A 22482-nucleotide genomic window follows, 5' to 3' on the forward strand; every position below is an offset into this window, starting at 1 on the left:
CTTCGCCCTTGGTCGCCTTGCGCGAGGCGCTTCCGCACGCGACGATCGACTATGCGGACGGCAAGGACCAAGTCCGCGCCGTCGAACTCGCACGTTCCGCGGACCTTGTGATCGCATTCGGCGAGAAATGGGCGGTGGAAGCCGTCGACGCCGAGGACATGACCCTAGGCGACGGGCAGGATGCGGTGATCGCGGCGGTGGCCCAGGCGAACCCACGTACGATCGTCGTGCTCGAAACGGGCAACGCCGTCACCATGCCCTGGCTCGACAAGGTCGGCGCGGTCGTGGAGGCGTGGTATCCAGGTCAGCGGGGCGGCAACGCTATTGCCCGGGTCCTCACAGGCGCGGTGAACCCGTCGGGAAGGCTTCCGCTTACTTTCCCCGCAAGCCTGGCCCAAACCCCCAATCCGCAACTTCCCGGTTCCGATGCCGCGCCGGCGACCGCAGCGGATCGGGTGACCTACGGCCTGATGTCCACCGTCAAGCCATTCGAAGCCCATTACCCCGAGGGCTCCGATGTCGGCTATCGCTGGTTCGACCGAACGAAGGCCGTGCCGCTTTTTGCGTTTGGTCACGGGCTGAGCTACACGCGCTTTGCGTATAGCAATCTAAAGCTGTCCGGCGGCCGACAGCTTCGCGCGACATTCGACATTACCAATACGGGACCGCGCGCAGGCGTTGATGTGGCACAAGTTTATGCCAGCGCGGCGGGCGCCAAGCGTTTGATCGGGTGGCAGCGGGTGGCGCTAGAGCCCGGCGAGACGCGGCAGGTGTCGGTTACCGCCGACCTGAGGCTGCTGTCGCGCTTCGACGAGAAGGACTCCGGCTGGCATGTGTCGCCCGGTAACTACCGGATCGAGGTGGCGAAGTCTGCCATTGAACCGGTGCTCACTGGAGCGACGCGGCTTTCAGAGCAGCGTTTGCGTCCCTGACGCCGCGACGCCACCTCGATCCACGAAGGAGATGAGTTCTGCCAAGCGTATCCACGACATTTCGCGCGAAGCGTGGTCGGCCGAGCAAGGTGCAGGCGGAGGCGATCGATCGCGTAATCCTGGAAACGGCGCAGCGACTGTTCATGGAGGAAGGGTACGCCGACGTGACGATGGATGGTGTCGCCAGCGTTGCGGGAGTTTCGAAAGTTACACTCTACGCGCGTCATGGATCGAAGGAGCAGCTCTTTCGGCATCTTGTCGAAGTAACCATCGCGCGCTGGTCGTCCGAGGCGAACGAGGTCGATGACATAGGTGGTCCGGCGTTCGTCAAGCTCCGGGCGCGCGTGCGCCATGTCGCCTTGTCCATCGCAAACCCGGAGGTGGTTGCCTTCAAGCGCCTGCTAGACAGCACACGCGATCGCTTTCCGGAGCTCAGCCGAGCCATGTACGAGGTTGGTTTCGTTCCTGGGAACGAAGCCTTGGCCGCGCTGATCGAGGCGACGGCGCAGGAGCGGGGGATGGAGGTCCGTGACGCGCCATCGGTCGCCGCGTTGCTCGTCTGTGCGCTCGCCGGATGGCACGACACCATGGGGATGTCCGGTGAAGTGACGACGCGTGCGCTCATCGGATTCGCTGACCGTGTGCTCGATGTCACGTTGGGGGGCATTGGGACGTGGTAGGCACACCGCGGCTGCGATCGAGCCAATCAGCATAGAATGCTACACGATCGGTGGCTTCTTTCGGGGTGCTGGTGACTTCACAAGGCCGTTGACGCGTTATCCGAGCCTAATATATACGTTGTCGTCCAATAAGACGCGAAGTAGCGCCGGATCATAAGGGGAGGATAATGCGTAAGGTGGTTCTCGAACTGCTCGCATCCGCGAGCGTGTTGATCGGCGCCGTTCCGGCGCATGCGCAGACCGAAGGTCAAGACCAGGCCGCGGTGCAGGTTGATCCGGCGGAAGCGTCCGACGACGTCATTACCAGCGGCGACATCGTCGTTACCGCCCGACGCAAGAACGAGACTCTGCAGAACGTACCGCAAACAGTGACTGCGATCACGTCAGCCGCAGTGCAGGAGTATAATATTCGGCGCGGCGATGAGATAACGGCGGTCGTTCCCGGCCTCTCTCTCAGCGGCGGCTCGGAAGGTACGCAGACCAGCGCATCGATCCGCGGTGTGAGCGTGGACGCGTTTTCGGGAGCGTCGCCGACCCTCGATTTCTACCTCAACGAAACGCCGATCAACGCCGACACCTTGTTTTCCGTGCTGTACGACCTTGGCCAGATCGAGGTGTTGCGCGGACCACAGGGCACCAACCGGGGGCGCACCGCACCGTCGGGCGCGATCACCGTTTCCACGCGGCGAGCCGATCTCGACAGTGTGGGCGGTTATGTCAGCGCATTGGGAAGCAGCCGCGGCGGCATCAACGGTCAGGGCGCGATCAACATTCCACTCATCACGGATCGTCTCGCACTGCGTATCGCAGGGATCGTCGATCGGGACCGCGGCAACCAGGTGCGAAGCGTCTTTCGTGCTCCCAACTCAGATCGCCTCACGACGAGCGGACGTGTCTCTCTGGCTTTCGAACCGGTCGACGCAGTCTCGCTCAACGTAGCGTATCAGCGCAATCACGAGGATCGCACCAGCTACATTTCTGTGGAAGGCACCGGGGCGCTCGGCGGTCCGGGTTTGCCGCCCGCCGGGTACAATGGCCCAGTGGTCGATGCCAGCGATCGACGGTCGCTGCAGGGAGCGCCATCGGTCCTGACGCGCAATGCAGATCTGCTCACCGGTACCGCGACGGTCAGACTGCCGCTGCATACGCTGACCTATGTCGGCGGCTATCAGGAAACGTCGACCGACAGCCAGCAGAACCTCGACATCGGCAACCTGATAGTGGATGGCGATTCGTTCCAGTTTCTGAAGGGCACAAGCAAGCAGGAAACACACGAGGTCCGGCTCGCGTCTGACCAATGGAACCCGTACATCGACTATGTGGTAGGGTTCTACGCTGCCAGCTCGTCCGGGACATCGGACGTGCAGCAGGTCGCTTCGTTCCTGCCCGGCGCGTTCGGCAATCCGGCGATCTCGCCGGTGATCCCAGGCAATTTCAATCCCCGTTATCAGCTTCCCGTCCTTGTCGACGGCGATAACAAGGGATCGGAGTTCTCGATCTTCGGAACACTCACCGGGCATATCGGCGAGAAGATAGAGCTGAGTGTCGGGGGGCGTTTGATCCGCAACAAGACCGACAATGTTCTTTCCGTGTTTCTCGGTTCGGGTACCACGGCGGTGGCGCTGCCGGTCCCTTGCGCGCTGGCCGGATTTGGCAGCACCTACCCCGGATATTGCGACATCAATATCGCTGCACGCCCGACCCCGACATCCGTACAGCGCAACAAGCAGCGCAATACGCCAGCAGTCTACAATGCCTCGCTTTCGTACCGTCCCAATGCAAACCTCACTCTGTATGCGACGGTCGGAAGCTCATGGCGTCAGGGGCCTGCCGTTGGCGGCATCGCCAATGCTACCAACGATCCAGTGTTGACCGCGCTGCAGTTCCTGAACCCGGAACGGTCCACGTCCTACGAGGCAGGTGCCAAAACGTCACTATTTGGAGGGAGGGCGCGCGTAAATATCGCTGTGTTTCGCCAGGACTTTGACGGCTTTATCTATCGTGGCCGCGAGACACCGTATCTTGGCAACAACGGTGCTCTCCAGCAGGTGCAGACCACCGCCTTCACCTCCAATGCCGATGCGCGTGTTACCGGGTTTGATCTTGATACATCCTTCCGCCCAACTCAGAACTGGAACATCGGCGTGACGGTGAGCTACGCCGATGGCAAACTAAAGGACGCGCCGATCCCTTGTCGTGACGCCAATTTTGATGGCGTGCCGGATGCCGGAACGCCGACCGTGGCGGACTTCGTGGCCGCGGGAACGCCGGTGGCACTCTGTAATTCGAGCCTTCCTACTTCGCGAGACGCCAAGTGGTCCGCGACGGGCCAAACTGAATATTTCATCACGACCGGTGGCGGTAGTGAGGCATACCTGCGGGGATTGCTTAGCTACAAGCCGCGCAATCCGAACCAGGATCTGAACTTCACGGTAGGTGCGTATGCCTTGCTAAACCTCTATGCCGGCCTCCGCAGCCCCGACAATCGCTGGGATGTCGGGCTCTTTGCGAAGAATCTGACTGATACCGGGCGCAAGCTCACCCGTAACTTCGCTCCGGCGGAACCGCTGGGTGGATCACTGGCGATTCTGGGAAACCCTGGCTACTATCAGACAAGTTACACTCTTCCTCGTGAGATCGGCGTCACTGTAAGGTTTGCCTTCGGTTCACGTTGAGGAGATCCACGGTCCGCGACGGGCGCGCCCGTCGCGGTGCATGCTTGATGCACCAGCTTGCGCTTGATGTGGCGCTATGGTCGCCAATGGTCGTGAGCCGATGAGTTTCAAAGAGCGTGGGGGGGGGGGGGTACGGCGTGGCAATCGGTATCTCGCTTCCCCCGCGTCGCGGACGTCCTAGCCAGGCGCGACGCAAGTCGATTGACCATGCGATCCTCACAACCGCGCGCACGCTGTTTTTCGAGGAAGGCTATGACGCGGTCAGCATGGAAGCTGTGGCCTCGGTAGGCGGCGTCTCCAAGGGAACGCTTTACGCCCGATACGCATCCAAGGAGGATCTGTTCGTCGCGGTAAGCGCGTTCTGCATGCGAGATTGGGTCATCGCCGGTCCGGCACATCAGTCCGGCTTACCGACCGAACCTGTGGCTCGTCTGCGTGCGCATGTTCGTGAAACTGCGCTCGGTCTGATGCGTCCCGACGTACAAAAGTATCAAAAGCTTACGATGAGTATCGCGAACCGCTTTCCCAAGATCGCAAGGGAGGTTCAGCGGAACCACTTAGCGATGATCGACTTGCTCGCTCGGGACTTGGAACAGAACGAGCGAGCACATGGGCGGGAACCAACAGCCCTCCAAGACCTTGCCGAACTGGTCATCGGTGCGATCGTCGGCTGGCACATGCAGAACAGCATCGCCACGCCGATGACCACCCGTGCCCTCCTCCAGTTCACCGATCGTATGGTGGATGCGATCGTGCACGGCAGGCCGGAGTGGCAGTGACGTTCTGGCCCGCCTGAGACGGTCGCCCATGCGACAGTCCGCACGCTGGACATGTGCACCTTCAAATATGGTATGCTGTGGCGGTTAGAGCGCTTTCGGTGCGGTTGCCGAGCCAGTCCCCGTCCGCGAAACGCAGCGGAAGCCGATATGACTTGTCGAACTCTCGATCGGCTGTGGATGGCGCGCGGCAGGGCGATACCGCCGACAATAGTTAGCGGCGCACAAATGTGACCCACCCTTCAGCACCTTGCGTCCGATGCGTGGGGCACCGGGTTCATAGCTGTCGCCGATCGTACCGCCGCGCGGATTCGCGATGGTGCGGGCGCAGCAATCGTTCTCTATTCGCTGTTGAGCACGGTTCAGCGACGGACTTGCATACCAGTCACGTGTCCACTCCCATGTGTTTCCGATCATGTCGAATAGGCCATAGCCGTTTGCAGCGAAGTTCCCAACGGGCGTTGTTCGTATGTCGCCGTCTTTCAAGGATGCGAACGGGAATGTGCCGCGCCAATAGTTCGCGAGCACCTCGCCGCCGGGCTCCAACTCGTCACCCCATGCGTAGTCTGCGTTCTCCAGCCCGCCCCGTGCTGCATATTCCCACTCCGCCTCGGTCGGCAAGGACTTGCCCGCCCAACGCGCATACGCGTCGGCATCGGCATAAGCGATATGAACGACCGGATGGTCGAGCTTATCGTGGATGTCGCTGTCGGGACCCAATGGGTGGCGCCACTCGGCGCCGCGAACAAACGACCACCATTGCGCGTGGTCAAACAGCAGTACCGCCGCATCCGTTGGATGGAACACCAGCGAGCCTGCCACTGCGTCTTCGATCGCAAGCCCGGGATAATCTCGCGGATCGGGCGCGAACTCGGCGACCGTACGATAGCCGGTGGCCGCCACAAATCGTGCAAAATCCCGATTTGTGACTGGATGTACGTCGATCCAGAAGGGATCGACCCTGACACGGCGGCACGGTCGCTCCTCATCATAGAAACGCTCCGATCCCATCGTGAACGTGCTGCCGGGCAGAAGCACCATTCCTTCGACGTCCGGCCTTCTGGACGGCGGGACTTTGCCCTTAACCTTCATCCTGCTCATGCGTGCGCGCCTATCACGGCAGGCAACTGTCTTCTACGAGCTCGGAAGGCAGCGGCGCAGATTGCCTCTTCCCAGCACCATATCACCGACCATGCACAACCGGTGGCGACTTTCACGCTTTGTCACAGCTGAAGCGGAGACTGACATGGGCTCCCCGTGTCCTCAACCGGCTAGGGCGATCGGCACGCGATAGATCGGATCGGCATCGCCGCCGAGGGAGCGCGACAGCGTCGCTCCTGCGTCTAGCAACAAGGCATTGAGCTGGCGCGCGCGCTCCTCCGTCAACCTCGCCGCCGGGCCGGCAAGGCTAAGCGCGCCGACCAGCCGGTCGCCATGGCCGATGATCGGCACCGACATCGACGCGACATGGGCCGTGGTGGCACCGGCAGTATAGAAGGGGAGGTTATGAACCTGCGGCTGCTCGTCGGGCCAATGCTCGAAGACACGCAGCGCCTGTGCGGTGGCGGCACCGTCCATCGGCCGCTGCATGCCGGGATGGACGTCGAGGCGCAGCGTGCTTGGCGAGTTAACACGAAAGAGGCACAGGCGCGCATCGCCCTGGCGGACATAAAAGGTCGCCGTCTCCTTGGTCTGGACGACCAGCTTGGCGAGCACCGGCTGGATGTGGCGCTCCAGATCGTTGCTGTCCTCGTAGATCGCGTTCAGCCGGACCACCTCGCTCCCGAGCTGGTAACGACCGTCCGGCATGCGGACGAGCAAATTGAAGCGCTCCAGCGACACCGCCAGACGCATGATCGTGCTTTTCACCAGCCCGGTGCGCTCGGCGAGCTCCGCCAGCCCGAGCGCTCCGTCGCCGTGGCGGAAGCTGGTGAGCAGCACCAGTCCCCGTTCCACGGCCGCCACGCCTTCCAGCGCAGGTCTTTCTTTCACCGCCATTGCCCTGCCACCCGCCACCATTGTCGATGAGGTGTAGCCCGGCAACGACGGTGTTGCCATCACACACCTTCGCAGCCGAGATGCGTAAGCGTTTCGTTGACCCAGCCGCGGGGATTTTCGCCGCGCCGGATCTTCTCCATCTGTGCCGTCTCCGCGGCATGCTTGGCGCTCGCCTTGGCATACACCTCCTCCGCCTGATCGATGCTGACGCAAACCAGCCCGTCGTCGTCGCCGAGCACGAGGTCGCCGGGGTTGATGACCATGCCTTCGATCGCAACCGGCACGTTCACCTCGCCAGGGCCGTCCTTATAGGGACCCCGATGGCTGATGCCGCAGGCGAACACCGGGAAGCTCCCCGCCCTGATTGCCGCCGCATCTCGGATCGCGCCGAAGATCACGATGCCAGCCAAGCCGCGGCTTTCCGCATGGCCGACCATCAACTCGCCGATCAGGGCGTTGGTGAGGTGACCGGAGCCATCCACCACCACCACGTCGCCGGGCTCGGCACGGTCGAGTGCGGCGTGGAGCATAAGGTTGTCGCCCGGCCGCGCCTTTACCGTCACCGCCGGCCCAGCGAGCACGCCGCCGCCATGCATCGGCCGAAGTGCCGCGCCCCCCGCGAACATCCGGTTCATCGCGTCGCTGACGTTGGCGACGGGGAGGGAAGCGTACTTCTTCACGAGTTCCGGCGCCACGCGGCGGTCGAGGGGAAGGATGCGGAAGCCGATGCTCATGATGTCACTCCGTTGTTGATCAGAAGTCGAAGCGGAAGCCCACGCGGAACAGCCGCCCGAAAGTGTCGTAAAGCGCTGTGTTGGTCGCGACGGGGATCGAGCCGTCACCCGGGGCGAACGGGGGGTCCTGGTTCAGGACGTTCTGGACGTTGAGGTAGAGTTCCGCGCCCTTGCCAACGCCGGTGAACTTGTAGCCGAGCTGCATGTCCCAATAGGCTTGCGCCTTGATGGTCTGCAGGTCGACCGCTGTCGGGCCGCGCGTGTTGTCGTAACGGCCGCTGCCGATGAAGCGCACCTGATTGAAGAAGTTGAAATCGCCCTTGTAGAAGTCCGCCTGCGCGTTGAAGCGCCAGTGCGGGTTGGCGCTGATCCCGACCTCGCCCGCGCGGTCGATCGAGGGGGAGCCGGGCGTGGTGGTGGCGAGCTTGCCGACATAGGAAACGACTGTGCGCAGAGACAGCGTCGCGTCGGTGTCCATCATCTGCGCGAGCGGCACGCGATAGCTCGCCTCGATGTCGACCCCGTTCGTTTCCAGCGTCGACAGGTTGATGGGGAACGCGAGCAGCCCGGTAAGGGCGCCCGTGCTGTCGCGTTGCACCAACGAGCAGGCGAGTTGGTTGCCGGCAAAGCACTGGTCCACCGTCTGCTGGCCGGTCAGCGTACCGATCGCATCGTTGATCTTGATGTCGTAATAATCGGCCGACAGGCTCAGCCCGGGCACGAACGACGGCGTCAGTACCGCGCCCAGCGTCAGCGTGTCCGCCTTCTCCGGCTGGAGATCGGCGTTGCCGCTGTTGGTGACGAAGATGCCGGAGATGCGCACGTTGTCGTTGAACGGATCCACCACGGTCACCGTGTTGGTGCGGCCGCTGGTAAACAGCTCGCTGAGATTGGGCGCGCGGATGTCGCGCGACCGGGTGCCGCGCAGCCGGAGCGAGTCGAGCGGGCGCCAGCTCAGCCCCGCCTTCCACGTCGTCACGCCGCCGCTGGTGGAATAATCGGTGTAGCGGACCGCGCCGTTGAACTCGATTTCCTTCGCGAACGGCAGATCGCGCAGCAGCGGGATCACCGTCTCCACATAACCTTCCTTGACGTCATACTTGCCCGACCAGGGCTGCGGGTTGGCGAACAGAAAGGCGCCTGCGCGCGACAGGGTGTCGACGGTCAGCTCCGCCGTCTCCTTGCGGTACTCGCCGCCGGTGGCGAAGGAGATCGGCCCGGCCCAGCCCTCGAACAGCGTGCCCGACAGGTTGAGCGCCGCGACGTCCTCGGTGAAGGTCGAGTTGGTGCGGCTGGTGCCGCGAGTGTAGGCGAGCGCGGCGGCCGAAGGCGAGCCCTGACCGAACACGTTGAACGGCGCGCAACCGTCGGCCGGGTTGGTCAGTGTCGAACGGCACACGATCTGCCCCGTCGCCGGGTCCACCACGGCGTCGGCGGCGCGGGTGAAGTTGGCCGTGATCTCGTTGTTGAGCACGTCCGTCCGCTGTTTGGTGCGGCCGTGCTGGTAGTAGCCGTTGATCTTGAGGCCACCCAGCTCGCCCTTGAACCCTCCGACGTAGCGATCGGTGTCGGTGTCGATCGCGACGTCGGTCAGCCCGCCCTCGACCGAGTAGCGCAGCATGGTCAGCGTCGTCACCTCAGGATTAGCGGCGAGCAGCGCCTGTACCTGTGCGGGGAGAAAGGCGTTGTCACGCTGGATGGTGATCGGGTTGGTGATCTGGTGCCGGTTGACCGAAGTGGAGTAGCGTGTGTTCGTCGTACCGTAGGAGACCTCGCCGAATATCGAGAAGGTGTCGGTCAGGTCGTATTCGGCGCGGCCGAAGAAGGCGGCGCGCTCGAGCGGGCGATTGATCTCCTGGAACAGTTCGGAATCGACGCCATCGCCGCCGATCTGCTGCGTGGCCGTCAGGTAGGAGCCGAAGCTGTACGGCAGAACCGTGCCGCCCGGCCCGAACTGAAGCCCCCGGAACAGCGCGTTCTGCGCGGCCGTACCGCCGTTGCCGGTGGTGATAAGGCCACCATAGGTGCCGATCACGCGCACGTCCTGCGCCGAGATCACCGCCGGGCCGCCGGCCGGGCCGTTGATCAGGTTAGACCCGCGGCTGGCCCAGTCACGCGCCCCCTCGAGGATGCCGTCGTTCTTGTAATATTCGGCGCTGCCGACGAGGTGCAGGCGATCGCCGGCGAGCGAAATGCCACCCGTCAGGACCGCGCGCTTCTCGGCATTGTCGCCATAGGTCGAGATGCCCGAAGAGACTTCACCCTTGATGCCCTCGAACTTCGTGTCGAGCACGAAATTGACCACGCCTGCGACTGCGTCGGAGCCATAGGCCGCCGACGCACCGCCGGTCACCACATCGACGCGCTGGATCAGTCCCGCGGGCAGCAGGTTGACGTCCACCGTGCCGAACTGGCTGGCGGCGACGAAGCGGCGCCCGTCGAGCAGCGTCAGCGTGCGCACCGCACCCAGGTTGCGCAGGTTCAGGAAGGCCTGGCCGCCGCCCTGTGTGCCGCTGGCGCGCTGCGGTCCGCTGGTCGCGGTGAGCGCGGGCAGGGTGCGCAGCGAGTCGGCGATGGTCGAGGGGGCGGCCTTGGCGAGCTGGTCGGCGTTCAACACCGTCACCGGCGTCGGCGTGGTGAAGCCGCTGCGACCGATGCGCGACCCTGTCACCACGATGTCGCCCGCCGCCTGCGGCTCTGCCGTCGTGTCGGGCGCGGGCTCGGCGGTCTGGCCTTCCTGGGTCTGCACCGCCTCGGGTGCGGTCTGCGGATCAGTCTGCGTCTCCTCCGGCTGGGCGGCGGCGGCTCGGTCGACGGGCGGCACCGTCTGCGCGAGGGCCGGGGCGGCCGCAAAGGCGACAAGCGCACTGGTAGCGAGAAGCGCGACCCGGCGCGACAGCAGGCACGTTTCGAACTGCATTTTATCCCCTCCGAGAAACGGTGTCCGTATTTGGATCTAACCCCTGCATACCGCGGACTTAGTGATTCGCAACACCGTTTTAAAAGGACGTTGCAGTTTGTTGAGGGTCAGGTATGCTTCGACCAAGAGACGCGAGCAGCGCCGCGATCAGGATTTGAGGATCACGAATGGGCAATCACTGTGCGATCACCGTCGGCGGAGAGCTGGCTCCCGCGGCCGTGCAGGCGGCCGAACGAAGGGGCGTCGCGCTGGTGTCCAGCAAGGCCTATCCGTCCGATGACGAGCTGGTCGCCGCGGCGAACGACATCGGCGCGCAGGCGCTGATCGTGCGCATGGGGCGGGTCAGCCGCGACGCGCTCGCCCGAATCCCGACGATGAAGGTGGTGGTGAAGCACGGAGTCGGCTTCGACACCATCGACGTGCGGGGCGCGGCGGCGCTCGACATTCCCGTGCTGGTCGCAGGTGGCGCCAACGCGCAATCGGTGGCCGAACAAGCGCTGGCGCTGCTGATGAGCGTCGCTCGATCCACGCCCTGGCTCGACCGGAGATTGCGCGACGGCGAGTGGGACAAGTCGAGCTACGCCGGCATCGAGATCACCGGCCGTTCGGTCGGGCTGGTGGGGTTGGGCGCGATCGGGCGTGCTTTCCTGCATCTGCTCACGCCGTTCGATGTGATTGCCCGGGTGTTCGACCCCTATCTTCAGCCGGATCAAGTGCCTGCCGGCGTCGAACTGGTCGACAATCTTCAGGCTCTGTTGGCGCAAAGTGACGTGGTCAGCTTGCACTGTCCGCTCACGGAGGAGAACCGTGGACTGATCGGCGCCGAGGCGCTCGGTACGATGAAGCCGGATGCCATCCTCATCAACACGGCCCGTGGTGGGCTGGTGGACGAGGCGGCGCTGGTCGCGGCGCTGCGCAATGGCACCATCCGGGGGGCGGGTCTCGACACCTTCGCGCAGGAGCCGCCCGGCCGCGACAATCCGCTCTGGACGCTGCCGAACCTCGTCGCGAGTCCGCATGTCGGCGCCAACACCGTCGAGGCGCGCGCGCGGGTGGGGATCAGCTGCGTCGAACAGGTGGCGGATTACCTCGACCGCGGTGCCCTGGACGCACGCAACCATGTCAACGCGGCAGCGCGGCTGGCGGCCTGAACGAACAAGCAATCGCACGCGAAGAGGCGCGGCAAGCGTCCGGGCAAAGACAGGAGGGACGATGAACACCGAGGTATCGCTCGAAGCGCGCACCATGCGCAAGGTCACTTGGCGGCTGCTGCCGTTCCTGATGCTCTGCTACCTCATGGCGTTCATCGACCGCACCAATGTCGGCATGGCGTCGCTGCAGATGAACGAGGACCTCGGTCTCAGCAGCCGCGTGTTCGGGTTCGGGGCGAGCCTGTTCTTCGTCGCCTACTTTCTGATGGAAGTGCCGAGTAACCTCATGCTCCAGCGGGTCGGTGCGCGCTACTGGATCGCGCGCATCATGATCAGCTGGGGGCTTGTCTCGGCATGCATGGCGTTCGTGTGGGATGCGCCGTCGTTCTACGTGATGCGCTTCCTGCTCGGCGCGGCGGAGGCAGGCTTCTTTCCCGGCATCATTCTGTATCTGACCTATTGGATGCCGCCGAGCTACCGCGGGCGCACGCTCGCACTATTCGCCATTGCGATTCCGGTCTCGAGCTTCGTGGGGTCGCCGCTTTCCGGGCTGCTGCTGGCGTTGGACGGCGCAGGCGGCTTGCAAGGTTGGCAGTGGCTGTTCATCCTTGAAGGTATTCCGACGGTGTTGCTCGGCATCGCGTGCCTGCGCGTGCTGACCGACCGTCCGGCTCAGGCGAGCTGGCTGGAGCCCGAAGAGCGCGAGTGGCTGGAGTCCGCGCTCGTCATCCGGTCCGACGGAAAGCCGCTGGTCAACGGCTCTGCCTGGCGGCTGGTCGTCACGCCGGCCTTTTGGGCCATGGTCATCGCCTGTTGCGGCGCCTCGGCGGCGGGCAGCGTGCTCAGCGTCTGGCAGCCGCAGCTGCTCAAATCCTTCGGGCTCAGCGATCTGCAGACCGGACTGGTCAACTCGGTGCCTTATGGCGTCGCGGCGGTTGCGATGGTCTTCTGGGGCCGTCACTCCGATCGGACGAACGAGCGGCGCTGGCACACCGCGATACCGCTCCTGCTGATCGCCGCCGGTGTGATGGGCACGTTCTTCGCCGGCGGGCTTGCGCCGACCGTGCTGTTCCTCACCCTGGTGCTCGTCGGCGCCTACTGCTTCAAGGGACCGTTCTGGAGCATGGCGTCCAGCTGGCTCTCCGCCAGCACCGCGGCAGCCGGCATCGCCGCGATCAACGCCACGTCGAATCTCATTGGCGGCGGGCTGATGGTGAACGTGTACGGCTTCATCCATGAGGCGACCGGCAGTTACGAGCTGGCCATCCTTCCGCTCGCCGCTCTCACGCTCGCCAGCGCGACCGCGGTGGTGATCGTCGGGCGGGCGGCCAGTGCGGATCCGAAGGTGAAGGCTGTTCGCGCCTGATGCGTTGTTCGATTGCGTGCGTTAGGCTGGCCGGCAGTGTCGCCCTTGTGGCGTTGCTTGCGGTCGGTCCGGTGAGAGCTCAGGTGTCGACGGGGGCAGATGACCGCGCCGAGATGATGGCGCTGATCCGGTCCCAGGCCGAGCGGATCCGCACTCTGGAAGAGCGCCTCGATCGAATGGACCGTGCGGGCGCCGCAACGAAGGCAGCGGTCACTCCGCCGCAATCCTCTTCGGCGCCAGCGCCGGCCGTTGCGCTGGCCCAGGCCGGCACCGTGCCGCCATCGCGCGACACGCCGGCGCGCCCCGCCGCACCCGATCCACAGGCGGACTGGAGCGGCGGCGCGCCGCTCCTGCGCTCGGCCGATCGCCGCTTCAGCTTCAAGCCGCGCGGTCGAATCCTGCTCGATCTCGACGCGACGGGCGGATCGGACGTCCCGGGGCGCAACATCGTCACCACGGGCGCGCGTGCCGCAAGGCTCGGGGTCGAGGGCACGCTGTACGAGAAGGGTTTCTACGCGTTCGACGTCGAGTTCACCGACCCGGGCGCGACCGAGATCCTGAGCGCCTTTGTCGGCTTCCGCGACAAGCTCGGCACGCTCAACTATGACGTTCGCCTGGGCAACATGTTCAACGACCGCTCGCTCGAGGGGCAGACGGGTTCGCAGAGCACGCCGCTGCTCGAGCGCAGCTTCGTGGCCAATGCGATCGCGCCGAGGCGCTCCTTCTACGGCGTCGGCGCAACCGCGCGTCTGTTCGGCCCGGGCTGGCACGCCTCCCTGGCGATCGCCGGTGACCCGCTGGACGGCATGACGGAGCGGAGCGACACGCTCAGCGTCATGAGCCGGGCGCATTGGAATCCGGTGAGGACCGACGAAGGCGCCGTCCACATCGGAGCGTGGGGGTTTCACGAGTGGCTCGCTGGTACGGGACGCACACTGACGCGCGCCACGATCATCGGCGCTCGGTTCAATTCGGCGCTGCGCGTCACCACGGGAACGCTGACCGGCGGTGACCAGACCAGCGGCTATGGCGCCGAGTTCGCGGTGGCTCACCGCAACTTCTACGCCTGGTCGGAATATGGCCGCCGCGATCTGCGGTTTCTGCCGGGCACGCAGACGGGCTTCTCGGTGAACGCCTGGTCGGTCGCTGGAGGATGGGTGATCACCGGCGAGCGGGCACCTTACTCAGCGACGCAAGGGAATTTCCGGCCCGTCGATATCCGTCGAAGCCTAGTGGACGGTGGCAGCGGCGCGTTCGAACTCGTCGCCCGGTATCAGGAACTGGATAACAGCCAGGCTCCTCTTGGAACTCGGGGCGACGAAGCGACCTTGGGCTTGAACTGGTATCCGGTGCCGCTGCTAAGGCTGATGATCAATGGGTCGCTATGGCGGCTCGACGGACGGGCAAGCGACGATCAAGGCAGTGCGGTGACGACGCGGCTGCAGCTTGTCTTCTAGGCTGCAGAACCTGATCCCGGCGGTGATAGCTGCCCGTTGATCAAACGGATGGACCGCCGGATCGACCATTCAGCGCCTTCGTTTCGGTATAACATATATTATCGGACTGGCGGATTTCCGATGATCTGGAGAGACTCATCATCCCTCTCACCGCCGCATTCACGCAATTCGGCAACCTTCGTTCGCGTTGCCGCTGCTCGCGCTCGGCCGCCACGCATCAAAGTGGGTCGAAGAGAAAGCTGGCGCAATCGACCGGCAGGCGTACCAACTCCGGTCGCCGATCCATTGCTTCGGCCCAGGCGAGCGCCGACGGGATGCCGGCCTTGCCTATGCGCGCAGCGGCGAGCTGGCGCGGACCCGCGTGTTGTGGCGGCGGGCGGTGGGACTGTCGCCGGAGGGGGCGAGCTACCGGCGGGATATTGCGCGGCTGCTGGCGGTGGTGGAGATGCAGGTCGCGGCGGGGCAGGGGCGGCCGTAGACCCGCTTTTCACCTCCCGAAGCCACCTCCGTTCACCCTGAGCGAAGTCGAAGGGCAAGCGATCCGCTCCAGCATGTGCTTCGACTTCGCTCAGCACGAACGGGTTATCTTGGCTATTGCCCGCGGCCGGTCTTCTCCTGGAGCGCGTCGATCTTCTTCGACGCATCGGCCTTGGTGAGGCCGTCGTCGAACTCTTCGCCCGCCTCTTCCGACAGCGTCTTCAGATAGCTCGTCTGCGCGCCGGTCATCGGCTCGTCGCCGGTGGTCCAGTCGTCGGGGTCCTTCTCGGCATTGCCGGTGGGATGGTCCTTCGGGTTGGTGTCGCTCATCGGAAATCCTTTCGCGGCACCAACCCTTATGTTCCTTATCCGTTCCATTCCTGATAGGGGAGGTCGAGGTCGTCCGCGACCGCCTTGAAGGCGATCTTGCCTCCGTAGACGTTGAGGCCATTGGCGAGGTGCGGGTCCGCCTTCATCGCGCCCTCTGCGCCCAGGTTGGCCAGCTTGAGCGCGAACGGCAGCGTCGCGTTGTTGAGCGCGAAGGCCGAGGTGCGCGCCACTGCACCGGGCATGTTGGCGACGCAGTAATGGATCACGCCGTCGACCTCGAACACAGGGTCCTCGTGGGTGGTGGGATGCGATGTTTCGAAGCAGCCGCCCTGATCGATGGCGATGTCGACCAGCACGCTACCGCGCTTCATCGTCTTGAGCATGTCGCGCGTGACCAGCTTGGGCGCGGCGGCGCCGGGCACCAGCACCGCACCGATCACCAGATGCGCCTTCTCCACCGCCGCCGCGATCGCGGCCTTTGAGGCGTAGGCCGTCTTGATCTGCGAGGAAAAGAACATGTCGAGCTCGGCGAGGCGGCTCATGTTGATGTCGTAGATGGTCACGTCGGCGCGCATGCCCACCGCCATCTGCGCGGCGTTGATGCCCGAGATGCCGCCGCCCAGAATCGCCACCTTGGCGGGCGCCACGCCCGGCACGCCGCCCAGCAGCACGCCGCGCCCGCCCTGTTCCTTCTCCAGATAATGTGCGCCGACCTGGACCGACATGCGCCCCGCGACCTCGCTCATCGGCTTGAGCAAAGGCAAGCCGCCGCCGCGATCGGTCACCGTTTCATAGGCGATGCAGGTCGCGCCGGACTTCATCAGCCCCTCCGCCTGCGGCTTGTCCGCGGCGAGGTGGAGGTAGGTGAAGAGCAGGTGGCGCGATTCAAGCAGCGCGATCTCGCTGGGCTGCGGCTCCTTCACCTTCACGATCATGTCCGCGCCGGCGAACACGCTGGCGGGGTCGGGCAGGATCGACGCGCCGGCGGCGACATAGTCCGCATCCTCAAAGTCGATCCCCGCGCCGGCATTGGTTTCGACCACCACCTCATGGCCTGCGGCGACCAACTCGGCCACCGACGGCGGGGTGAGGCCGACGCGATATTCGTGGTTCTTGATTTCCTTGGGCACGCCGACACGCATGATCCGTCTCCTGATTATGGATCGATCCTAGGCGATCTGGCGCCAACGAGTCCGTGCGAAGAGCGTTGCGCGATGATCGGCAATTGCAGATGATCCGGGCTGTGAGTTGAAGAAGCGGAGAAACCGTGCAGTTGGATGCGATAGACCGAAGAATCCTGAAGCGGCTCGCCGAAGACGGTCGCGCCACTGTCGGCGCAGTAGCCGACGTTGCCGGCGTTTCCCCCTCCGCCTGCACCCGGCGTATCCAGGCGCTGGAGACGATGGGGCTGATCGGCGGCTATGGCGCGCGGCTGGATCATCGCCGGTTAGGGTTCATGGTCACCGCCCTGGTCGATATCCGCCTCGGCACGCAGGTGGAGGAGGACCTTGCCGCCTTCGAAGCGGCGGTAGCGGAGGTGGACGGCATCGTCGAATGCGCGCTCGTCTCGGGCGGGCAGGACTATCGATTGAAGCTCGTCTGCCGCGACCTCGACGACTACGAGCGGCTCCACCGTGAGGCGCTGGGCAGGCTCCCCGGCGTGGTGACGATCAACTCCAGCTTCGTGCTCCGTCGCATCCCGACAAGGACCGAAGCGGATGCATTGTTCGCGGCACCGGGTTGATCGGCGTTCGTTGCGGGGGGCACAGGCTGGTGATAGGGCGCCGCGAATGAACAGGGCCATGGTGCGCGCTGGGGAAGGCGCTTTCCGGTGAGCACCGGCATTCCCGATCCGGGCAGCAGCAGCGACGCCGCGCCTGCCGGCGCGATTCCGCTCGCCACCGAGGCGCACGGCCATCAGCATGACGGCATGCTCAAGTTGGCGGTCGCCGCGATCGGCATCGTCTTCGGCGACATCGGCACCAGCCCGCTCTACGCCTTCCGCGAGACCTTCGCCGGCCATCATCCGCTCGCGGTCGACGCGATGCACATCATGGGCGTGATCAGCCTAATGTTCTGGTCGATGATGATCGTGGTGACGCTGAAATACGTCACCATCATCATGCGCGCGGACAACAAGGGGGAGGGCGGCAGCCTGGCACTGCTCGCCCTGCTCTCGGGCAAGACGCGGACGCGCTACTGGTCCAAGTCGATCATCGTGCTGGGCGTGTTCGCCACCGCGCTCTTCTACGGCGACAGCATGATCACCCCGGCGATGTCGGTGCTGTCCGCGGTGGAGGGCGTCGCGATTGCCGCGCCCTCGTTCAAGGGCGTGGTGGTGCCGCTGGCGGTGATGATCCTGATCGGCCTGTTCTGGATTCAGCGGAGCGGCACCGCGCGGGTGGGAGCCTTCTTCGGCCCGATCATGCTGCTCTATTTCGCGACCATCGCGGTGCTTGGGCTGATCAGCGTCGCCGCGACTCCGGGGGTGCTCTGGGCCTTCTCGCCACATTATGCGGTGAACTTCTTCATGATTGATCCGCTCGCCGCCTTTCTGGCGCTGGGATCGGTGGTGCTGGCCGTCACCGGCGCGGAGGCGCTCTATGCCGACATGGGGCATTTCGGCCGCCGCCCGATCCGCGCCTCGTGGCTATGGTTCGTGCTGCCCGCGCTGATGGCCAACTATATGGGGCAGGGGGCGCTGCTGTTCCGCGAGGGGCGCGCCGCGCTGGAAAGCCCGTTCTACATGCTCGCGCCCGATGCGCTCCAGCTGCCTTTGGTGGTGCTGGCGACGATGGCGGCGGTGATCGCCAGCCAGGCGGTGATCTCCGGCGCCTTCTCCGTGACGCACCAGGCGATCCAGCTCGGCTTCGTGCCGCGCCTCAAGATCGAGCATACCAGCGCCGCCACCGTCGGCCAGATCTACATCCCGATCGTCAACTGGGCGCTGATGATCATGGTGATCCTGCTGGTGCTGTTCTTCCAGTCCTCGTCCAACATCGCCAGCGCCTATGGCATCGCGGTGACGGGGGCGATGACGATCGACACCTGCCTGCTCACCGTGCTGCTGCTGCGGCTGTGGAATTGGCCGCGCTATGCCGCGCTGCCGCTGCTGGCCTTGTTCTTCCTGGTGGACGGGGCGTATCTCGCCGCGAATCTCACCAAGGTGCCCGATGGCGGCTGGTTCCCCCTGCTGGTCGGCTTCGTCATCTTCACCCTGCTGACCACCTGGTCGAAGGGGCGGCAGCTGATGATGGCGCGGATGCGCGAGGCGGCGATGCCGATCAAGGTGTTCGTCCAGTCCGCGGTCGGCTCGGCGACGCGCGTGCCCGGCACCGCCGTGTTCATGACCTCGACGCCCGAGGGGGTGCCGCCCGCGCTGCTCCATAACCTGAAGCACAACAAGGTGCTGCACGACCGGGTGATCCTGCTGACCGTGCGGGTGATGGAATATCCGTACTTTCCGTCGGAGGACCGCTTCCTCCAGGAGGATCTGGGTCAGGGCTTCTACCGCGTGATCCTGCGCTACGGCTTCATGGAGGACCCGGACGTGCCGGCGTGCCTGAAGCTGCTGCACAGCTGCGGCGAGGAGTTCAAGATGATGGACACCAGCTTCTTCCTGTCGCGCCAGACTTTGCTCGCCTCCGAACGGCCGGGCATGGCGCTGTGGCGCGAGAAACTGTTCGCCTGGATGCTGCGCAACGCCGAGAGCGCGATGGAATTCTTCCGCCTGCCGACCAACCGCGTGGTGGAGCTGGGCAGCCAGATCGAGATTTGAAAGGAACCTTCATCCACCTCCGTTCGCCCTGAGCGAAGTCGAAGGGTACGGGCAAATCGGCCCCATGTGCTTCGATTTCGCTCAGCACGAACGGAGGTTGAGAGTTGGAGCCCGCTCCCATCATCGTCACGGCCTTGCTCGGGCCCGAGGACCAGACGTGGTTCGACGCGCTGCGCCGCGCGCATTTCCCGCCCGAGCGCAACCATCTCGCCGCGCATCTCACCATGTTCCACCACCTGCCGCCTTCGATTGCGGACGAGCTGAAGCGGCGGCTGGCCGAGGAGACCCGCGGTGTGCGCGCACCCGAGGCGCGGCTGGCGCCGCCGTTCTCGCTTGGCCGTGGCGTGGCGTATGGGATCGACTCGGCAGAACTCGCCGCGATCCGCGCGCGGCTGGCGGAGGCGTTCGCCGGGTTGCTCACCCCGCAGGACCAAGCCGGCTGGCGCGCGCATGTCACCGTGCAGAACAAGGCGGAGCCGCGGGTGGCAAAGGCGCTGCTGGCGGAACTGTCGCGCGACTATGCACCGCGTTCGCTGCGCATCGCGGGGCTCGCCAGCTGGTGGTATCGCGGCGGGCCTTGGGAGCCGCTGTCGCGGCATATGTTCGGGTGACTGCCAGTACCCGATGGAGCAGGTTCCGGTGATGTCGAACCTCAGTCAAGAACCAACGGCGCCCCGGAACTTTACAGCGCGCTGATTAGCCGATTAGCTTCCCGATGGCGGGGGAGTGTACAGTGATGGCGGGGACCTTTTTCGGGATCGGTGCGCAAAAGGCGGGTACGAGCTGGCTGTATCAGCTTCTCTCGCTGAACCCTGGGTGCAAGCCCCTGCCGGTCAAGGAGATGCACTTTTTCGATCGGAAATATGCCGCGACGCCGCCGAGCAACGAACAAATTCTGAGGGATGTACGGCGCCTCGTAGAGTCGACGGCGAAGCTCGCCGACCGCTTCGACAAGGGACTGTCTACTACCAAAACGCAGATGTACCATGACGGCTTTCTTGCCAAGCAGCGGATTGGAATGAACGTCGAGCAGATCGTGCGACTCGCCGAGCGCTTGTCGGTGATCGATACCGACTCCTATGTTCGGTACATCGAGGACTGGCGTGCTCGCTGGCCCGACAAGGTCATCGGAGAGATCACGCCCGCCTACTCAACTCTTCCCTCTCAAGGTTTTGCAGAGCTAACCTCCCTTTATCAGGATGCCCGCTACATCTTCATCATGCGTGATCCGGTCTCGCGGATGTGGTCACACTTGCGCTTTGCCAACAAGAACCAGAGTGGCATGGGTGACCTCAACGAAAGAGTGGCGGCGTCCTTGCAGCAGGACTCTTACACTGTGCGCAGTGATTATGCGCGTACGGTGCGGGAAATGGACGCGCTCGTCCCGCAGGACCGCATCCACTATGTCTTCTTCGAGGAAATGGTGTCGCCGGATACCGCTGTGCGCGAGGTAAGCCGCATCGAAGACTTTCTGGGCCTTTCGCATCTCGGGGAGGAGGCCATCCAGGAGCTTGTGAACCAGCCAGCGAATGTCGCCCCCAAGGCGGTGATGACCGAAGAAAGCAGCGCTTTGCTGGTCGACGCACTGCGCCCGCAATATGAGTTTGTCGCGGAGAGATTCGGTCGCCTACCGACGGCTTGGCACCGACTTCGCTGATCGGCGGTGCTCCGCGCTCTCGCGCTGTTGGTAGCGGAGGAGGGACTTGAACCCCCGACACGCGGATTATGATTCCGCTGCTCTAACCAGCTGAGCTACTCCGCCCCAAGAGGCCTTCGCCGAAGCGAGACGCGCGCTATAGCGGCGCGCCCGGCCCGGTCAAGCGGGAACAGGGTTAGGCGGGAACGCCGTACAGGTCGTGCTCGTCGGCCTCCTCGATCAGCACGGGGACGATGTCGCCTTCGCGCAGGTGGGCGGCGTCGCGGAGCTGGACCTCGCCGTCGATCTCGGGCGCGTCGGCATAGGAGCGCCCCGTCGCGCCCTCCTCGCCGACCGCATCGATGATCACGTCGAGGGTGCGGCCGATCTTGGCTTGCAGGCGGGCGGTGGAGATGGCGGCGGTGCGCTCCATAAGACGGGCGTAGCGCTCCTCCTTGACCTCTTCGGGCACCGGGTTGGGCAGGTCATTGGCGGGGGCGCCGGCGACCGGCTCGAACCGGAACGCGCCGACCCGGTCGAGCTGCGCCTCGTCGAGCCACTGGAGGAGGTATTCGAAATCCGCCTCGGTCTCGCCTGGAAAGCCGACCACGAAGGTGGAGCGGATCGCGAGATCGGGGCAGGCCTGGCGCCACGAACGGATGCGGTCGAGCACCTTGGCGTCGTTGGCGGGGCGCTTCATCGCGCGCAGCACCGACGGTGAGGCATGCTGGAAGGGGATGTCGAGATAGGGCAGCACCAGCCCCTCGGCCATCAGCGGAATGACCTGATCGACATGGGGATAGGGGTAGACGTAGTGGAGACGCACCCAGGGAGCGATCCGGCCGAGCTCTCGCGCTAGGTCCGTCATGTGCGGCACGACCTCGCGGCCCTTCCAGACGCGCGGCTCGCGGCGGATGTCGATGCCATAGGCGCTGGTGTCCTGGCTGATCACCAGCAGCTCCTGGGTGCCGGCCGCGACCAGCTTCTCCGCCTCGCGCAGGATCGCGTCGGGCCGGCGGCTGACCAGGTCGCCGCGCAGCTGCGGGATGATGCAGAAGGCACAGCGGTGATTGCAGCCCTCGGAGATCTTCAGATAGCTGTAGTGGCGTGGCGTGAGCTTCAGGCCCGCGTCCGGGATCAGGTCGACATAGGGGCTGATCGCGGCTGGCGCGGCCTCGTGCACCGCCTCGACCACCTGCTCATATTCATGCGCGCCGGTGATCGCGAGCACGTTGGGGAAACGGGCGCGGATGACGTCGGCTTCCTTGCCCATGCAGCCGGTGACGATGACGCGGCCGTTCTCCGCGATCGCCTCGCCGATCGCTTCGAGGCTTTCCTCCTTGGCCGAGTCGAGGAAGCCGCAGGTGTTGACCAGCACCACGTCCGCGCCCGCATAATCGGGGGACATGGCATAACCGTCGGCGCGCAGCTGGGTGAGGATGCGCTCGGAGTCGACTAGATTCTTCGGACAGCCGAGCGAAACCATGCCGACACGCGGCGGGGAGGGGAGAACGGTGGCCATGGGAGCGCGCGCACATAGTGCGGGACGGGGGAATTTTCTATAGCGCCGCA

19 protein-coding genes and 1 tRNA gene are annotated in these 22482 nt (G+C 64.8%); 12 read left to right on the forward strand and 8 right to left on the reverse strand.

All coding sequences use genetic code 11. The annotated features are described in order from the left end of the window. The 4 genes from ACFDTH_RS08520 to ACFDTH_RS08535 all read left to right on the forward strand — a co-directional run. Positions 1 to 932, forward strand: a 932-nt coding sequence (locus ACFDTH_RS08520) for a glycoside hydrolase family 3 C-terminal domain-containing protein (RefSeq protein WP_375287107.1), incomplete at its 5' end; no start/stop codon positions are given. A gap of 89 nt (positions 933 to 1021) precedes the next feature. Next, positions 1022 to 1612, forward strand: coding sequence for a TetR/AcrR family transcriptional regulator (locus ACFDTH_RS08525; RefSeq protein ID WP_375287108.1), 591 nt, complete (start codon positions 1022 to 1024; stop codon positions 1610 to 1612). A gap of 167 nt (positions 1613 to 1779) precedes the next feature. Further along, positions 1780 to 4287 (forward strand): TonB-dependent receptor, encoded by a 2508-nt coding sequence (locus tag ACFDTH_RS08530; protein ID WP_375287109.1) that lies wholly within the window; start codon positions 1780 to 1782, stop codon positions 4285 to 4287. Between the two features lie 137 nt (positions 4288 to 4424). Continuing rightward, positions 4425 to 5066, forward strand: a complete 642-nt coding sequence (locus ACFDTH_RS08535) for a TetR/AcrR family transcriptional regulator (RefSeq protein ID WP_375287110.1) — start codon at positions 4425 to 4427, stop codon at positions 5064 to 5066. Positions 5067 to 5150: 84 nt separating this feature from the next. On the opposite strand, the gene ACFDTH_RS08540 is transcribed toward ACFDTH_RS08535, so the two are convergent. From ACFDTH_RS08540 to ACFDTH_RS08555, 4 genes are all read right to left on the reverse strand, one after another. Beyond that, positions 5151 to 6104, reverse strand: coding sequence for a formylglycine-generating enzyme family protein (locus ACFDTH_RS08540; protein ID WP_375287131.1), 954 nt, complete (start codon positions 6102 to 6104; stop codon positions 5151 to 5153). A 222-nt stretch (positions 6105 to 6326) separates the two neighbouring features. Next, entirely contained in the window at positions 6327 to 7061 is a 735-nt protein-coding gene (locus ACFDTH_RS08545; RefSeq protein ID WP_375287132.1) for an IclR family transcriptional regulator, read from the reverse strand. A gap of 59 nt (positions 7062 to 7120) precedes the next feature. Continuing rightward, on the reverse strand, positions 7121 to 7795 hold the full coding sequence (locus tag ACFDTH_RS08550; RefSeq protein ID WP_375287111.1) for an RraA family protein: 675 nt from the start codon (positions 7793 to 7795) through the stop codon (positions 7121 to 7123). Between the two features lie 19 nt (positions 7796 to 7814). Further along, entirely contained in the window at positions 7815 to 10715 is a 2901-nt protein-coding gene (locus ACFDTH_RS08555) for a TonB-dependent receptor plug domain-containing protein (RefSeq protein WP_375287112.1), read from the reverse strand. 167 nt (positions 10716 to 10882) lie between these two features. Here ACFDTH_RS08555 and ACFDTH_RS08560 point away from each other — a divergent pair, with 167 nt between their 5' ends. From ACFDTH_RS08560 to ACFDTH_RS08575, 4 genes are all read left to right on the forward strand, one after another. Continuing rightward, positions 10883 to 11866: a hydroxyacid dehydrogenase gene (locus ACFDTH_RS08560; RefSeq protein WP_375287113.1), complete on the forward strand. Its 984-nt coding sequence runs from the start codon at positions 10883 to 10885 to the stop codon at positions 11864 to 11866. Between the two features lie 61 nt (positions 11867 to 11927). Continuing rightward, positions 11928 to 13232 carry an MFS transporter gene (locus ACFDTH_RS08565; RefSeq protein ID WP_375287114.1) on the forward strand — a complete coding sequence of 435 codons (1305 nt, stop codon included), beginning with the start codon at positions 11928 to 11930 and terminating at the stop codon, positions 13230 to 13232. Positions 13233 to 13345: 113 nt separating this feature from the next. Beyond that, entirely contained in the window at positions 13346 to 14689 is a 1344-nt protein-coding gene (locus ACFDTH_RS08570; RefSeq protein WP_375287115.1) for a porin, read from the forward strand. Between the two features lie 187 nt (positions 14690 to 14876). Next, a complete protein-coding gene (locus ACFDTH_RS08575; protein ID WP_375287116.1) occupies positions 14877 to 15167 on the forward strand; it encodes a hypothetical protein in 291 nt (96 codons plus the stop codon). A gap of 113 nt (positions 15168 to 15280) precedes the next feature. Here ACFDTH_RS08575 and ACFDTH_RS08580 read toward each other — a convergent pair whose 3' ends face one another. Together ACFDTH_RS08580 and ald are read right to left on the reverse strand one after the other, a co-directional pair. After that, on the reverse strand, positions 15281 to 15496 hold the full coding sequence (locus ACFDTH_RS08580; protein WP_375287117.1) for a DUF3072 domain-containing protein: 216 nt from the start codon (positions 15494 to 15496) through the stop codon (positions 15281 to 15283). Positions 15497 to 15531: 35 nt separating this feature from the next. Then, a complete protein-coding gene (gene ald / locus ACFDTH_RS08585) occupies positions 15532 to 16638 on the reverse strand; it encodes an alanine dehydrogenase (protein WP_375287118.1) in 1107 nt (368 codons plus the stop codon). 125 nt (positions 16639 to 16763) lie between these two features. On the opposite strand from ald, the gene ACFDTH_RS08590 reads away from it, so the two are divergent. The 4 genes from ACFDTH_RS08590 to ACFDTH_RS08605 all read left to right on the forward strand — a co-directional run bounded on the left by ACFDTH_RS08590 (position 16764) and on the right by ACFDTH_RS08605 (position 20931). Beyond that, complete coding sequence (locus ACFDTH_RS08590) at positions 16764 to 17240, forward strand: Lrp/AsnC family transcriptional regulator (RefSeq protein WP_375287119.1); 477 nt, start codon at positions 16764 to 16766, stop codon at positions 17238 to 17240. A 144-nt stretch (positions 17241 to 17384) separates the two neighbouring features. Beyond that, a complete protein-coding gene (locus ACFDTH_RS08595) occupies positions 17385 to 19274 on the forward strand; it encodes a potassium transporter Kup (RefSeq protein ID WP_375287133.1) in 1890 nt (629 codons plus the stop codon). A gap of 104 nt (positions 19275 to 19378) precedes the next feature. Beyond that, on the forward strand, positions 19379 to 19885 hold the full coding sequence (locus tag ACFDTH_RS08600) for a 2'-5' RNA ligase family protein (RefSeq protein ID WP_375287120.1): 507 nt from the start codon (positions 19379 to 19381) through the stop codon (positions 19883 to 19885). Positions 19886 to 20010: 125 nt separating this feature from the next. Further along, a complete protein-coding gene (locus ACFDTH_RS08605; protein ID WP_375287134.1) occupies positions 20011 to 20931 on the forward strand; it encodes a sulfotransferase in 921 nt (306 codons plus the stop codon). Between the two features lie 28 nt (positions 20932 to 20959). Here the strand turns inward: ACFDTH_RS08605 and ACFDTH_RS08610 are convergent. Both ACFDTH_RS08610 and rimO read right to left on the reverse strand, forming a co-directional pair. Continuing rightward, positions 20960 to 21036: transfer RNA gene (locus ACFDTH_RS08610), tRNA-Met, on the reverse strand. A 70-nt stretch (positions 21037 to 21106) separates the two neighbouring features. Continuing rightward, positions 21107 to 22432 carry a 30S ribosomal protein S12 methylthiotransferase RimO gene (gene rimO, locus ACFDTH_RS08615; protein WP_375287121.1) on the reverse strand — a complete coding sequence of 442 codons (1326 nt, stop codon included), beginning with the start codon at positions 22430 to 22432 and terminating at the stop codon, positions 21107 to 21109. Between the last annotated feature and the right edge of the window lie 50 nt (positions 22433 to 22482).

This window comes from Sphingomonas sp., assembly GCF_042096255.1.
Classification (GTDB): domain Bacteria; phylum Pseudomonadota; class Alphaproteobacteria; order Sphingomonadales; family Sphingomonadaceae; genus Sphingomonas.